Consider the following 15,285-nt stretch of genomic DNA (forward strand, 5'->3'; position numbering starts at 1 on the left):
GATTATCGACATCAGGGGCCGGGTGTCGAGTCCCGAAGAAAATCCGGCATTCTGGGGCCGCCTTGGAATTTTCTCTGCAGTCGGCTCAGTCGGTACCAGCGTCAGTTTTTGACTCAACTCCGTGGCAGAGGATCGCCGAACTCAATGGGGTCTGAGAATCGCAGTCGTGTTCGTCACACCGCGATTCGGGCAGCGGTGAATCAAATGCCGACAGGGGGGAATCTGTGGCGCTGGAACCTGCAAAATCATTTGCTCTCGGTCTATTGGCCGTGGCGATGCTGATGGTCCAGACCGGCCCAGGCATCGCCGCGGAACCGATCGCAGACAGCTCCAGTGGACCTTGGTCGGTTTTCGGAGGCAAAGCGTCCCGCCAGCGTAGCGAATTGATCGAAGTGTTGCCGCTGGGACGTTTGACGCCATCGGCCCGCGACCAGATCACTCGGATCACGGACTCACCGACCCTCTATCGCCGATTGCCCAAACAAGCCATTGCGGCAGATCGCGATCTGTTTTTGTACATGACTCGAAATCCCGAGATCATTGTCGGTATGTGGGAGCTGATGGGGATCACCCAAGTGCAGACGCAGCGTGTGGGACCCTATCAACTGGACGCCGAAGACGGCGCGGGGACCAAGTGCCGCATCGATTTGCTCTACGGCGATCAGAACTTGCACATCTACTATGCCGACGGCAGTTACGACGGACGCTACGTCAGCAAGCCCATTCAAGGGCAAGGCATTTTTGTGCTTCGTAGCGAGTACGCCGAAGCAGCCGATGGCAGCACGACCGTGATGGGGACCCTGGACTGCTTTGTCAAGTTCGACAGTCTGGGCGCGGATCTGGTGGCGCGAACCATGAGTGGTCTGATCGGCAGATCGGCGGATCACAATTTTAATGAAACGGCCAAGTTCATCAGTCAAGTCTCTCAGGCCTGCGAAACCAAACCGACGTCGATGCTCGATATGGCTGAACAATTGCCACAAGTCAGCCAGCCGGTGCAAACACAATTCGCACGACTGATCGTCCAGGCGGCACGCAAAGCCGATGCACGCGCAGCATCGACGATGCCGCCGAAGATCTCGTCAACCGAGTCTCGCCAGTCGGTTCACCCCGCGATGACGTCGCAACGCTAAGCCGGGGCTGTTCAACAGTTTGGGCTTGTGTCTTTTCGGGTTTGCGCAAGTTATGTCCCTACTGCCGGCGCAACTGGTCACCCCAGTGAGCCTCAGGCGCTAGCCGTGAGCCTGAGGCGGATTGTGGTGCCGGCCCACGGCTAGCGTCTGAGGCTCACTTTGATTGCGATGCATGGAACAAAAACATGGACTGAAAAAACAATGCCAACTCCAAATTTTGAGCAGTCCAGCTAAGTCCCTACTGCCGGCGCAACTGGTCACCCCAGTGAGCCTCAGGCGCTAGCCGTGGGCCTGAGGCGGATTGTGGTGCCGGCCCACGGCTAGCGCCTGAGGCTCACTTTGATTGCGATGCATGGAACAAAAACATGGACTGAAAAAAACAATGCCAACTCCAAATTTTGAGCAGCCCAGCTAAGTCCCTACTGCCGGCGCAACTGGTCACCCCAGTGAGCCTCAGGCGCTAGCCGTGGGCCTGTGGCGGATTGTGGTGCCGGCCCACGGCTAGCGCCTGAGGCTCACTTTGATTGCGATGCATAGAACAAAAACATGGACTGAAAAAACAATGTCAACTCCAAATTTTGAACAGTCCAGCTAAGTCCCTACTGCCGGCGCAACTGGTCACCCCAGTGAGCCTCAGGCGCTAGCCGTGGGCCTGAGGCGGATTGTGGTGCCGGCCCACGGCTAGCGCCTGAGGCTCACTTTGATTGCGATGCATGGAACAAAAACATGGACTGAAAAAACAATGCCAACTCCAAATTTTGAGCAGTCCAGCTAAGTCCCTACTGCCGGCGCAACTGGTCACCCCAGTGAGCCTCAGGCGCTAGCCGTGGGCCTGAGGCGGATCGTGGTGCCGGCCCACGGCTAGCGCCTGAGGCTCACTTTGATTGCGATGCATGGAAAAAAACATGGACTGAAAAAACAATGCCAACTCCAAATTTTGAACAGTCCAGCTAAGTCCCTACTGCCGGCGCAACTGGTCACCCCAGTGAGCCTCAGGCGCTAGCCGTGAGCCTAAGGCGGATTGTGGTGCCGGCCCACGGCTAGCGCCTGAGGCTCACTTTGATTGCGATGCATGGAAAAAAACATGGACTGAAAAAACAATGCCAACTCCAAATTTTGAGCAGTCCAGCTAAGTCCCTACTGCCGGCGCAACTGGTCACCCCAGTGAGCCTCAGGCGCTAGCCGTGGGCCTGAGGCGGATTGTGGTGCCGGCCCACGGCTAGCGTCTGAGGCTCACTTTGGATTGCGATGCATGGAACAAAAACATGGACTGAAAAAACAATGCCAACTCCAAATTTTGAGCAGCCCAGCTAAGTCTAGCCGCCTCGGTTCGGCCCCAAGTGAAACATCACGAGCTGCAGGACAGCATCGAGCATCCGGCGCGATGACGCGCCCACTCGGGGCGTTTTTCGGCAAAGGACTCCCGGCCCGGCTGCTCATCGTAGGGATTCCTCAACACATCCAGCAACTCTGCGATCAACGAATCGTCGCCTTGCTCGCTGCGATCAATCGCCATCTGCGCCAAGTAGTTTCGCAACACGTACTTCGGATTGACTCGGTTCATTCGAGTCCGACGCGTGATGTCGTCCACGCCGTCCAGTGCGACCCGCTGGCGGTATCGCGTAATCCATTCGCTCGTCTTCTGGCGAACTTCGTCCGTCAATTGTTCCGTGCGATAGTACGCTGCGGAAAGTACCTCCAATGCGTCGGCCGTGTCACTTCCATCAACTCGCGCGCCAACAAGCGACAGTTGCCGAAAGAAAATCGTCATGTCCGTCTCCGCCAGTTGTAGCAATCCCAGCAGGTCTTCGATCAACGGCTCGTCGGTCTCCTTGTCAAAGGATTCCAAACCGAGTTTCGATGCCATCATGGCATGCCACTGTTGGTTGAACGTTTCCACGTAAGCTCGTAAACCGGCCTGCAACGGCGAAAGATCGTCGCCTAAGAAAGAAGCCAGTGCACCGGCAAGTTGCGCTAGGTTCCACTGTGCGATCTGCGGCTGATTGCCAAAGCAGTACCGGCGTCCTTGTGCGTCCGTTGTGTTGGGAGTCCAGTGAGGATCGTAGTCCTCCAGCCATCCGTAGGGTCCGTAGTCGATCGTCAAACCGAGGATCGACATGTTGTCCGTATTCATCACACCGTGAACAAATCCGACTCGCATCCAGTGCACAATCATCTCCGCCGTGCTCCGGCAGACTTCGCCAAACCATTCCGCGTAGACTTCGGGTTCGAATCGGTCTCCGCCGAATGAATCGGTTGGCGAACCAGGCGCAAGTTCAGGGAAGTCGTTGCGGATCGTATAGGCAAGCAGCTTGGTCAGGTTTTCTGTGTCGTCACGTGATGCAAAGATTTGAAAGTTGCCGAAACGCAAAAACGATGGGGCGACCCGGCACACCACCGCGCCGGGTTCGTATCGCGGATTGCCGTCGTAAAACATGTCACGCATCACCGACTCGCCGGTGGCGACCAGGCTCAAGGCACGCGTGGTGGGGACCCCCAAGTGATGCATCGCTTCGCTGCACAGAAACTCCCTGACCGACGAACGCAGAACGGCCAGGCCATCGGCGGATCGTGAATACGGCGTGGGACCGGCGCCTTTGAGTTGCAACGTTTGACGCCGTCCGTTGACATCGACGACTTCGCACATATTGATGGCCCGACCGTCGCCGAGTTGCCCCGCCCAGTTGCCGAATTGGTGGCCGCCGTAGCACATTGCAAACGGATCCATGGGTTCCAGCACGCGATTGCCGCCGAATACATGGGCAAAATCCTCAGATTGCACCAGCTCGCTGCTCATGCCGAGCATTTCGGCGACTTCCCGCGAATGGGCCAGCAATCGCGGCGCGGAGACCGGTTTGGGGTGGACGCGGGAAAAGCACGCTCCGGTGACTTGGCGGCAGCGATTCTCCGTATTCGGGTCCGCCGGCAAGCTTCGCGAGAACAAGTTGTCAAAGCGGAGGTCTTGCCAGAGCGGTGATGGTAGTTGGGGCTGAGTCAAAACGTGGGGGGCTCGTGCTGAATGCGGGGTTTGGCTGCGTTGTTTCGCAGCAGGATTTGGCACAGATGCCAATGTTTTTCATTGTAGCGACTTGCCCAATTCGCTGATCGGGTCGATGCTGAGCATCAGGATGACCATCCTGAGAGTGCATCCGCACGGCCCAATGATTGTGCATCCGCACGGCCCAAATTGAAATCATGAACGCACCAGCCAGACCAACCATCGAATTGCTTGCCCCCGCCGGAGACTGGGACTGCGCCCGCGCCGCCGTCGAAAACGGTGCCGACGCGATCTACTTTGGGTTGGATTGCGGATTCAACGCGCGGTATCGCGCGAAAAATTTTGGCCTCGATGACTTGCCCGATCTGATGCGATTCTTGCGTCAGCGAGGCGTCCGCGGCTACACGACCATGAATACGCTGGTGTTCGATTCGGAGTTGCCACGGTTTGCGGAAGTCATCGAGCAGGTCGCCGCCGCAGGTGTGGACGCCGTCCTGGTGCAGGACTTGGGAGTCGCCACGTTGGCTCACGAGATTTGCCCGGATCTGGAGATTCACGCCAGCACGCAGATGAGCATGACCAGCGCCGAAACGATCGCCGTCGCTCGACAGCTTGGGCTCTCCAGAGTCGTGCTTGCGCGAGAACTGTCGGTCAAAGAGATCACTCAGATTGCCGCCAAGACCGATATGCCGCTGGAGGTGTTCATCCACGGAGCTCTCTGTGTGGCGTACTCCGGTCAATGTTTGACCAGCGAGTCGCTGGGCGGTCGAAGCGCGAATCGAGGACAGTGCGCACAAGCCTGCCGACTGCCGTATGACCTGATTTGCGACGGCGAGCCGCGTGATCTCGGTGATGTGAAGTACCTACTCAGCCCGCAGGACTTGGCCGGATACGCGATGATCCCAGAATTGATCGACGCGGGCGTTGCGTCGATCAAGATCGAAGGGCGTTTGAAAACGCCTGAATACGTCGCCAACATTTCGCGACATTATCGAGCAGCGATCGACGAAGCCCTGGCGACGCGGATGGTTTCCATGTCCGACGTTGCTCGTCAAGAAATGGAGCTTTCGTTCTCACGCGGTTTTTCACCCGGTTGGCTTGAGGGCAACGATCACAAACGCTTGGTCCCTGGCAAGCAGTCGGCCAAACGGGGCATCCACCTGGGCAAGGTGCGGTCCATTCGCAAAGAGCGAATCCAAGTCGAGTTGTCGGCGCCGATCGCTTTGGGCGACGGGCTGGCGATCCAGTCTCAACGCGTCGACACGTCCGAACAAGCGTTGCAGGGCGGACGAATCTATTCCCTCAACACCGCTTGGGGAAACAAGCAAAGCAGCGCCGAGGCGGGAGACGTCGTTTGGATCGGGTTCGGTGAAGACAGCATTGATTGGGAGTTGATCGACATCGACGCGGACGTTTTCAAGAACGACGATCCCAAACTCAATCGACGTTTGCGTCAAAGTTTCTCCGGTGCTGATGCCGTTCGACGACAACCGGTCGACGTGACGGTCCAGGCATGCGTAGGCCAACCACTTTCGTTGACCGCAACGCTGCCCAGCGGCCTGACGGCGACGGCTGTCAGCGAATTGCCCCTGGAGGCCGCGCGTAAACATGCTGCAACGCAGTCGCACCTGCGTGAACAATTGGACCGATTTGGTGCAACACCCTTTGAACTCGGCTCGGTCACCATGACCATCGATGGCGGCCCGATGGTTCCCGCCAGTGTGTTGAATCAAACACGTCGTGAACTCGCCGATCGTTTGATGGATATGATCGCCAATCCACAACCACGAGCCATCCACCGCGACGCGGGTGCCGCGATGTTGGCACATCAGGTCGAAACCGATTGCACCAATTGCAACCCGCAGCTCGCCGTTTTGTGTCGCAATGAGGAACAGCTCAGAGCCGCTGTTGGTTCCGGCGTCGAGATGGTCTACGTCGACTTTCACGATGTCCGCAAGTACGGCGACGCCGTCGCGATTGCCAGATCAAGTGGTGTGCCGATTGCGATTGCAACGGTACGGATGCAAAAGCCGTCGGAGATGGGGCTGATGCGAGTGCTGTTGCGTCATCAGCCCGAGTGGATCTTGGCTCGAAATCTGGCTGCGATTCAGTTTTTCATCGACGCAGGCGTCGGAGTGATCTCTGATTTCTCATTGAACGTCGCCAATCGACTTTCCGCACGCTGGCTCCGCGACCTTGGCGTCCAACGTGTGACCGCATCATACGATTTGAATCGTGACCAGCTACAAGCGTTGTGTGACAGCGGGGACGGGCCGTCCACGGAAGTCGTCATTCATCAGCACATGCCGATGTTTCATATGGAGCATTGTGTGTTTTGCAGCGTCTTGTCGCCGGGAACCAATAAAACCAACTGCGGTCGACCGTGCGACGATCACGTCGTCCAACTGCAAGACCGAGTCGGGGCAGCGCACACGTTGCAAGCCGACGTGGCTTGTCGAAACACCCTGTACAACGCCCAACCACAGAGCGGTGCCGAGTTGGTCAGTTCGCTGCAGCAACGCGGCGTTCAGTGGTTCCGCTTGGAAATGCTGGATCAGTCGGCCGACGAAGTTCGCCAGACGATTCGCTTGTACCGAGGCTTACTCAGTGGTGAGTCCACGCCGTCGGAGGTTTGGCAACGGCTCAACGCTGTCAACCGAGTCGGCGTGACCCGAGGAACGTTGGAATCAGAACGAAATCCGCTGGCGATTTTGTAATGTCATTTGTTGTAGCGTCATAAGTGACAGAACAAGACAGCCCGGGGCATAGCGAAGCGGCGCCCCGGGATGATGAATAGCGTGATTGTCTCACCCTTTCAGGGTGAAATGGGGACTGCTACTGCTTAACCCTTAACCCAGGGCGTCGCTTCGCTTTGCCCTGGGCTGTCATGTCCCGGCCCTTTCAGGGCGCAGGCGGAATCGGAGTTTGACTCTGCGGTGCAATCTGGCTGGTAGTGTTTCCTGCGCCTTCGGCTGCGGGTCAAACGAAAGTGTTGCGAATGCCATGGTAGACAAGAAGTGGCACAGAAGAAAAGCCAAAACATGAAGTTAGCCTTAGGATTGAACCGCTAACCTCTGTCGGTCTCAAATCGATTAAACTGCTCGCTTTCATTTCTTGAGAGATCTTGCAGGCCCCCGACCATGACTGCTGATTTGGAACTTCCCGTTGCCCTTGGGTTGGATTTCGGAACCGAGTCCGTGCGTGCTCTGCTGATCGACTCACAGGGACGAGAACTTGGATGCGTCTCACGCAACTACGAGCACGGACAGATCACTCAAACGCTGCCAGGGACCGGCCTGACGATACCGCCCGATCACGCGTTTCAATCGCCCAGCGATTGGCTCGACGGCGCAGCCGAGGCGACACGACAGGCGATCGCCGATGCTGGGATCGATCCCAGGCGCATCGTCGGCATCGGTGTTGATTTCACCAGTTGCACGATGCTGCCGACCAAGCGAGACGGAACGCCCTTGTGTCAATTGGATGCGTTTACAGATGTCATGATGGCGTGGCCAAAACTTTGGAAACATCATGGCGCGATCGAGCAAACGCAGCGTATGAACGCAATCGCGGAGGAACGTGGCGAAGCGTTCATGGATCGCTACGGCGGCACCATCGGATTGGAGTGGTTTTTCCCAAAACTGCTGGAGACAATCGACAAGTCGCCCGAGGTGTACGATGCGGCAGAGGTTTGGCTGGAAGCCGGTGATTGGTTTGTTTGGCAATTGGTCGGAGGCGAAGCAGAGCGGTTGCCCAGGTCGACTTGCCAGGCAGGGTACAAGGCGCTGTGGTCGGCCGAGGAAGGTTACGCCAATGACGCGTACTTGTCCGCCGTCGAGCCGCGACTTGCCGAAGCGGTCCGGCGCAAGATGCCCGGCAGGATGCTTTCGCCGGGAGAGAAAGCTGGTGAGTTGACCGAGAAGATGGCCGAGCGATTCGGTTTGCCAGCGGGGATCGCTGTCTCCGCCGCAACAATCGATGCACACTCGGCGGTCCCGGGTGTCGGAGCGGCCGAGCCGGGCACCTTGGTAATGGTGATGGGGACCAGCAGTTGTCACATGCTCAACGCGACGATCGGCAAGCCCGTCAATGGCGTCGCGGGTATCGTCGATGGAGGAATCTTGCCGGGCATGTTCGGTTACGAAACGGGACAAGCCGCTGTCGGTGACGCGTTTGCTTGGCTATTGAAACTGCTGAATCTCCAATCGTTTGATGAACTGGGGCGTGCAGCGATCGCTTTACCACCAGGATCGGAGGGTGTGGTGTGCTTGGATTGGATGAACGGCTGTCGTACTCCGTTGATGGACGGTTCGCTGAAAGGCGTTTTCGCTGGTTTGACTTTGGCGACAACGCCAGCTCATCTGTACCGCGCCTTGTTAGAAGCGTCCGCGATGGGTGTTCGGTGGATCGTCGACTTGCTCACCGAAGGCGGCGTGCCGGTGGAGCGTTTTATCGCGACCGGCGGATTACCGCACCACAATCCTGCCGTCACACAGATTTATGCGGATGTCTTGGGCTGCGAGATCGAAGTGCATCCGTCGGAGCAAGGTCCCGCTGTGGGGGCCGCCGTGTTGGGAATGTTGGCGGCAGGGTCTGAAAAAAGTGGCTTTGAAAACGTCGTCGATGCCGCCAGTGCCATGGCGGCCGTTCCGGTAGAGAAAAAGAAAATCGTCAAGCCGCAGCAAGACCACCGTGCCGCATACGACGTGCTGTATGCTCGATACGGTCGTCTGGCCGTCACCTTTTCAACACCCGATTTGCTAAACTAGACGTTTTGTTAGTGTCCGCTTCGCGGGCTTCTTACTGCAGGCTCCTCAACGCCATCCCCATCCCACCATCACTGCTCGAATGAACCAACCGATCACTCTCATCGCCTCAGGCGATTTGCGTCTGTCCGCCAACCAAGTCTGCTGGCCTGCACAGCAACAAATGGAGATGGCGTTGACTTCTGCGATCGAGCAGCACGGCCATCGCGTCGTTCGTGGTCATGCACCAGATGGGGCGTTGGGACATGGTTTCATCTCGTCGCAACGTCAGGGGATGGACGTCTTTCGTGGCATCGATCCTGATTCGCCGCTGATCGTCGCCGAAGCGGTTTGGCAATACTCGCATCACGTATTGGCGGGACTGACGACGCATCAGGGACCGATCCTGACGGTCGCCAACTGGTCCGGGCAGTGGCCTGGTTTGGTGGGGCTGTTGAACTTGAACGGATCGTTGACCAAAGCGGGCGTTCCCTACAGTTCATTGTGGAGCCAGGATTTCAATGACTCCTGGTTTCAAGAAAGGCTGGGACAATGGCTGAGAAGCGGCCGGGTCGAGCATGATACCTCGCACGTCTCTCACTTTGACCCATCGACGGTGGAGATAGCGACTCGCAACATCGGTTCTGAAATCGCTAGGGAACTGAAGCGTGATAAAGCGATCATGGGAGTGTTCGACGAAGGGTGCATGGGGATGTTCAACGCGATCATCCCAGACCATTTGCTCAATCCCGTCGGCGTATTCAAAGAACGACTCAGTCAGTCTGCGTTATATCACGAAGTCCAACAGGTCAGTGATTCAGAGGCACAAGCGGTGCGTCGTTGGCTTGACGATGCGGGCATGCGATTCCACACCGGTCCGAGTCACGAATCGGATTTGACCGATGCTCAGATCTTGGACCAATGCCGGACGTACATTGCCGCGGTTCGAATCGCCGATGACTTTGGATGCGACTGCATCGGAATCCAGTATCAGCAGGGCTTGAAAGATCTGCTGCCGGCAAGCGATTTGGTCGAAGGAATGCTGAACGATTCGGTGCGCCCTCCCGTCATGTCGCGCGACGGTTCACGTGAGTTGTACGCCGGCGTGCCGCTCACGCATTTTAATGAAGTCGACGAGTGCGCGGGACTGGACGGGCTGCTGACCCAGCGAGTTCACTCGACGATGGGGCAACCGGTCGAAAACACCTTGCATGATCTGCGATGGTCCGATCGAGACGAGTCGGGAACCACCGATGATGAGGTTTGGGTACTGGAAATCAGTGGCGCCGTCCCCGCGTCACACTTCGCCGGCGGCTGGTCGGCGGCGGAGGGTTTTCGTCAGCCCGCGATGTATTTCCCAAGCGGCGGCAGCACGATTCGAGGAATCAGCAAACCGGGTGACGTCGTTTGGTCTCGCATTTTTGTTGAAGGAGACCGCCTGAAAATGGACCTGGGTCGAGCCTCCGCCATTGAATTGCCCATCGAGGAGACGCAGCGACGCTGGGACAGCACCACGCCGCAGTGGCCGATCATGCACGCGGTTTTGCACGGTGTTACTCGAAATCAAATGATGGCTCGGCACAAAGCCAACCATATCCAAGTCGCGTACGCGAACTCGGCGGAGGAAGCAGATCGGGCGATGAAGGCAAAGGCGGTTGCGGCCGCCGAACTGGGGATGGAAGTTGCCCTGTGTGGGGTCTCGTGACGGCCGATCTCACGAAGACCGTGGAGATTTCGCAGCAGCTCATGCAAAGGAGCCGATTGGACATTTACGACCTGTGCAACTGTCCAAGTAAGGCGGCTTGGTAGTTTTTTGCGATTTTTTCTAAAGTTGCCCAGATAGTGCCATGGCCTACGAATTTGAACGTTTTTTTTCTTCGGCGAGTTCCAGCAGCCGATCTGCATCCGAATTTGAAACGCCCAAACCCTGGCCGCTCGTGACTCGCCCGGCCAAAAAATGAAAAAAAGCCAGAATTTTTGGCCACTATTGGAGTGACGCTGTGTCTGTCAAGGCAGAGGAAACGGTTCCCGGGCAGCATCTCCAGGGCCGCTATTTTCATCACAAGCGTCTCAACGGGAACCGGTTTTGGTCGCAATGTCCACCGCCTTTCGGGTTTCAGGGTCAGAAAACGGGTCCTGTCAAGTCGTATTTGCTTGACCGCCACTAATTTTGACCTAGAGTTACGGTGGCAGGAGCATGCAGACTCCTCTTCTAGGGGAATTCTCGCACTCAAGCCGGTCGATAGCGTGGTTGGTTCGCGAACGAGGTTTGAGAGCGACTTACTGCGATAGGCGGCGAATCGAAGATACAAGGCCGGTTTGGAAAGGAATGAACAATGTTGGTTTTATCAAGAAAGAAGAACGAGAGTATCGTCATCAACAACGACATCAAAATCGTGGTCGTTGAAATTCGAGGCGATAAAGTCCGTCTGGGCGTTGAGGCTCCCCGTGAGGTGCCGGTGCATCGTCGCGAAGTCTACGATGCGATCCAGCGCAGCCTGGAATCGGGCGACGCAACGGTCGAATCCTGAGAAGTCAGTGGATTCACGGCGTTTCGAGCGAGTTAGCCTTTTTTTGCTGGCACAGGAATCCTCGTGATCACATTTTTTTCGTGTGATCACGGGGCTTGCACCTGAGGCAATTTCGTTTTGCGATTGAGGCGGCATTCAATTTCGGTCGCATAATAGGCCTTTCGACGCCACGGTGAGCATCTTTGGTACCAATTGTCGCACGGTGGCTAACGAACCCTTGACGCTAGGGCCGTGTCTCCGGTACAACCTCGCTCGTTGGAGAAAAGCTCGCTTTTCAAAAAACGAAGGCCCCTTCGTCTAGCGGTCTAGGACACCGCCCTTTCACGGCGGCGACACGGGTTCGAGTCCCGTAGGGGTCACTGAGTGACACAATCGACGAGAAGTCGAATTTTTACCCCGGTTCATCATCCGGGGTATTTTTATGCGCCTTCTGCAGAATGTTGCCTTCGTCGTCCTCGCTGGGACCGTTACAGGACAATCGATGATTCACTTAATCGCCTTGGCGATTTCCCGGCCCAGTTGAGCGGATGACTTTGGGCCGTAGTGGCCATAGGCAATCCAATCGAATTCCTGCCGGTCGACCGAACGCAGGTCGATGATTTTTATTTTTTTGGATGTTGAGGGGGGCAATGTCACCGGGCCGACGTGCTGGGATTGGTGCGGCAAGGCGATGACCAACACCCTGCCGATTCCCAGTTCTGTGAGTCGCACAGCCGCTTTGTAGATGGACAATACGTCATCGGGTTGCTCGTTGGGCTGGTCATGCGATTCGGATTGGCCAGATGCCTGACCCTGATTGAATCGCGAGATCATGCGGAGCGGTGTTTGTGCGACGCGACAGATCCCAGCAGCGACATAGCTTTTGTAGTAAAGCTCGCCGGCAAGATCGGCGGCCGGGTCCGCAGGCATGACCACCGAGTCGATCATTCGAAAATCATCGACCGGTTCGAACCGATCCCAATTGGAATTCACCCGATAGTCTTCCGCCCCATGAGCGAAAACGATCGCTAAATCGAACTCACTGGGACTGGTAAACCGCTGGAGTTTTCGAAGGTCTTGACCCAGCGTGAATCCAGGCCATGAAATCAAATCGATTTGGATCGATTCATCCAATCGTTGGGCCACTTGCTGGTGCAAACACTCCGCATCGGAGAGGCCGTAGCAAAACGTCATCGACGCACCGCCCAACATGATGACTCGCAATGGATCACTATCACCGGTTTCGTTGCGGATCGCCGGTTGTCGAAATCCGCTGGCATCCAGTTGCAGTGGTTCCATCCAGACGTGATCCGCGTTTCTCATCGCGCCTCGGAATTTGGGACGATAGACAAATCCGAATTCAGCATCCCGCTCGTGAACGCCTTCGGTGAACCATGTCGAATAAAACAGCTCCTGCGGCACCAGCATACGCAAAACGCTTTCGCACATGCCCCAACCAATCACTAACGCCACCAACATGGACAAGCCCGTTCGAAACGGACGTCTGACCACGAATGTATCTCTTGCGCTGGGCTGCCGGCGGATGTCAGACATTTTGGGTGACGCCTAGAACTGAAAATAGAGAAACGTAGTGGGGCGAAAACCGACCGAGATCACCGACAGGATCATGAACACGTAAAGACTCCATCGCACGATCACCGGAGCACGCAAAAACACCAACTCGCTTTGCGTTGCTTCACGCCAAATATCGATCGACAGCATGATCGAAAGTGCCGTAAGAGTCGGAATTGCGAACGAAATCCATCGTGGATCCCAAAACCGCGATGCAAAAAGGACGCTGAACGTCTCCCGGATCTGCATGAAGCTTTCACAGCGAAACAGCGTCCAGCCGATCAGCGTCAGAACGAACATCAATGCGATTTGGAATACTCTGGCAACCGCTCGAATTGACCTGGAATGAGTGGGGCTCCTGCTGGTCGATCGGCAGGCATTCCAAGCGTGCACCCCGATCAGCAATGCTCCGTGATAGACGCCCCAAAGCACAAAGTTCCAGGAGGCACCATGCCACAACCCGCCCAGCAACATGGTGATCATCAAATTGCGACATGTTTTGGCTAACCCAAAACGATTTCCTCCCAGCTCAAAGTACAAATAGCGTCGCAACCACATCGAGAGGGAGCGATGCCAGCGATTCCAAAAGTCTCGTGGACTGGTGGCGAGGTACGGTTGCCGAAAGTTCGACATCAGTCGAAACCCCATCCATCGCGAGATCCCGCGAGCAATCAGACTGTATCCGGCAAAGTCACCGTAGATCTGAACGGCGAATGCGATGTTGGCCAGCCAAGCGACCGATGCGCCATACCGGCTGGGCGAAACATAGAATTGATCGACCATGGGCGCGACGGAGTCTGCCAGCACGACTTTGTAGAAACAACCCAGGACGACAAACTGTGTTCCGATCGCGAGATCCACGCGACGTATCCGCCGTTTGTGAAGCACTTGCGGTAGAAAATGCGTCGCCCGCTCGATCGGCCCGGCGACCAATTGGGGAAAGAAAGCGACGTACACGGAGAAGCCCAACAGGTCCCTACAGGCCGGCACTCGACCCCGGTAGACGTCGATCGTGTAGCTGAGTGTTTGGAAGGTGTAGAAACTGATCCCGACCGGCAATACGATCTCTGCCAATGTGGGAGATAGCGGCAATCCAAAGAATCCTGTCAATTGGCAAAACGACTCGATCGCGAACCCCAAGTACTTGAAGGTCGCAAGGACACCCAGATTGACGGCAAGACTCAGCATCAGCCAAGTCTTTCGGGAGGTAAAACTCTGAGAATCGTCGATACGTCGTGCGGCGAAATAGTCCACGCCGGTGGACAACAGGATCAGGCCAAGAAAACGATAATCCCAGGCGGCGTAGAAGACATAGCTCGCTACCAACAACAACACGTTCTGCGTGCCGACACGTTTGCCTGATGCCAAATAGGCAAGGTAGACAATCGCGTAGAAGCCTAAGAATGTGTAGCTATTGAAGAGCAAGCGGCAGGACTCTAGCGTTCAATTGGATGACTCGGGTTTTCTCTCAGGCGATGCAAATTCTAACTCAGCAACCACCAACGAGTGGTCCGATCCTTCTCGATGGATGATTTTTGAATCGATCGATCTAAAGTGCCGCGAGTGAAAGATGTAGTCAATTCGCAATAGCAAAGGCAAAGGCTGTGTCGGCCAGCTCCAAGTTGGATGTGTATCGGCTTCGTCATGGTTGGCGGCGTAGGCATCAACCAAGCCTTTTTCGGCGAGAAGCTTCGGTGCCTCGAAGGTGGAGATGCTGTTGAAATCACCGAGTACGATGGTTGGTTGATCGGAATCAATGGTCTCGACGATTCTCTCGATCTCAAGGACATGTTTTTTCTCGGTCGTAGAAAGAGCTTTCATCGCATCACGAAGTCCCGAACCACGATTGATTTGAAACGGTGTCAAATGAACATTCACAAGGTGGACCGCCTTGCCGGAGCGATTCAGTTGCGCAGAATAGAAACCGAACAGTCCGGCAGACGGTGGTGTGAATTTTAGATCACTGAGTTCTGTCTTCGATGCAAACGCAAATCGCTCCCCCGCGTAGCGTCCATCGTGTCCGACCGAATGAAAATGTGGGTATGTCGCGACGAGGTGCTCACGAAGGAAACGTTCGGACTGCACTGTGGTTTCCTGAAAGCAGACCAGGTCGGGATCGGCTGTGCGAATCGCATCGAGCACCTGATCTCCACGTCGATTGCCCCAATTGAGGTTGTAGGTTGCTACGCGAATGGATTCGGCGCTGGCGTCAGTCGCCAATGTCAAAACGATGAAGAGTAGAGCGGAGGGCGTTCTCATGACAACCGTTCGTCCAAGATTGTTGATACAACTCCGCGTTACCAGGAAGCGAATCAGGCCCCGCGAAG

Annotated in this window: 9 protein-coding genes and 1 tRNA gene; 6 read left to right on the forward strand and 4 right to left on the reverse strand. The window is 56.2% G+C overall.

The genetic code is table 11. From position 1 onward, the window contains the following. Positions 1-224: 224 nt before the first annotated feature. Positions 225-1,133, forward strand: coding sequence for a hypothetical protein (locus tag Pla52nx_RS20285; RefSeq protein WP_146520500.1), 909 nt, complete (start codon positions 225-227; stop codon positions 1,131-1,133). A 1,348-nt stretch (positions 1,134-2,481) separates the two neighbouring features. Here Pla52nx_RS20285 and Pla52nx_RS20290 read toward each other — a convergent pair. Beyond that, positions 2,482-4,131 carry a protein adenylyltransferase SelO gene (locus Pla52nx_RS20290; protein WP_146520932.1) on the reverse strand — a complete coding sequence of 550 codons (1,650 nt, stop codon included), beginning with the start codon at positions 4,129-4,131 and terminating at the stop codon, positions 2,482-2,484. Between the two features lie 197 nt (positions 4,132-4,328). On the opposite strand from Pla52nx_RS20290, the gene Pla52nx_RS20295 reads away from it, so the two are divergent. The 5 genes from Pla52nx_RS20295 to Pla52nx_RS20315 all read left to right on the forward strand — a co-directional run bounded on the left by Pla52nx_RS20295 (position 4,329) and on the right by Pla52nx_RS20315 (position 11,766). Then, a complete protein-coding gene (locus tag Pla52nx_RS20295; RefSeq protein ID WP_146520931.1) occupies positions 4,329-6,848 on the forward strand; it encodes a U32 family peptidase in 2,520 nt (839 codons plus the stop codon). A gap of 423 nt (positions 6,849-7,271) precedes the next feature. Next, complete coding sequence (locus Pla52nx_RS20300; RefSeq protein WP_146520930.1) at positions 7,272-8,900, forward strand: ribulokinase; 1,629 nt, start codon at positions 7,272-7,274, stop codon at positions 8,898-8,900. Between the two features lie 79 nt (positions 8,901-8,979). Continuing rightward, a complete protein-coding gene (locus tag Pla52nx_RS20305; protein WP_146520929.1) occupies positions 8,980-10,581 on the forward strand; it encodes an L-fucose/L-arabinose isomerase family protein in 1,602 nt (533 codons plus the stop codon). 631 nt (positions 10,582-11,212) lie between these two features. Continuing rightward, positions 11,213-11,407 (forward strand): carbon storage regulator CsrA, encoded by a 195-nt coding sequence (gene csrA, locus Pla52nx_RS20310; RefSeq protein WP_146520928.1) that lies wholly within the window; start codon positions 11,213-11,215, stop codon positions 11,405-11,407. A 286-nt stretch (positions 11,408-11,693) separates the two neighbouring features. Next, positions 11,694-11,766 (forward strand) — tRNA-Glu (locus Pla52nx_RS20315). A gap of 127 nt (positions 11,767-11,893) precedes the next feature. Here Pla52nx_RS20315 and Pla52nx_RS20320 read toward each other — a convergent pair. The 3 genes from Pla52nx_RS20320 to Pla52nx_RS20330 are packed head-to-tail and all read right to left on the reverse strand — an operon-like array spanning position 11,894 to position 15,217. Further along, positions 11,894-12,898, reverse strand: a complete 1,005-nt coding sequence (locus Pla52nx_RS20320) for a hypothetical protein (protein WP_146520927.1) — start codon at positions 12,896-12,898, stop codon at positions 11,894-11,896. A gap of 54 nt (positions 12,899-12,952) precedes the next feature. Beyond that, positions 12,953-14,383 carry an MBOAT family O-acyltransferase gene (locus tag Pla52nx_RS20325; RefSeq protein ID WP_146520926.1) on the reverse strand — a complete coding sequence of 477 codons (1,431 nt, stop codon included), beginning with the start codon at positions 14,381-14,383 and terminating at the stop codon, positions 12,953-12,955. 18 nt (positions 14,384-14,401) lie between these two features. Continuing rightward, positions 14,402-15,217 carry an endonuclease/exonuclease/phosphatase family protein gene (locus Pla52nx_RS20330; RefSeq protein ID WP_146520925.1) on the reverse strand — a complete coding sequence of 272 codons (816 nt, stop codon included), beginning with the start codon at positions 15,215-15,217 and terminating at the stop codon, positions 14,402-14,404. Positions 15,218-15,285 lie beyond the last annotated feature (68 nt).

This window comes from Stieleria varia (assembly GCF_038443385.1).
Classification (GTDB): Bacteria; Planctomycetota; Planctomycetia; order Pirellulales; family Pirellulaceae; genus Stieleria; species Stieleria varia.

What these genes read in the sequence shown, in the direction of transcription:
- Pla52nx_RS20295 (WP_146520931.1), top strand. Translation starts at nt 4,329, where the DNA reads ATGAACGCACCAGCCAGACCAACCATCGAATTGCTTGCCCCCGCCGGA.
- Pla52nx_RS20300 (WP_146520930.1), top strand. Translation starts at nt 7,272, where the DNA reads ATGACTGCTGATTTGGAACTTCCCGTTGCCCTTGGGTTGGATTTCGGA.
- Pla52nx_RS20305 (WP_146520929.1), top strand. Translation starts at nt 8,980, where the DNA reads ATGAACCAACCGATCACTCTCATCGCCTCAGGCGATTTGCGTCTGTCC.
- csrA (WP_146520928.1), top strand. Translation starts at nt 11,213, where the DNA reads ATGTTGGTTTTATCAAGAAAGAAGAACGAGAGTATCGTCATCAACAAC.
- Pla52nx_RS20330 (WP_146520925.1), bottom strand. Translation starts at nt 15,217, where the DNA reads ATGAGAACGCCCTCCGCTCTACTCTTCATCGTTTTGACATTGGCGACT.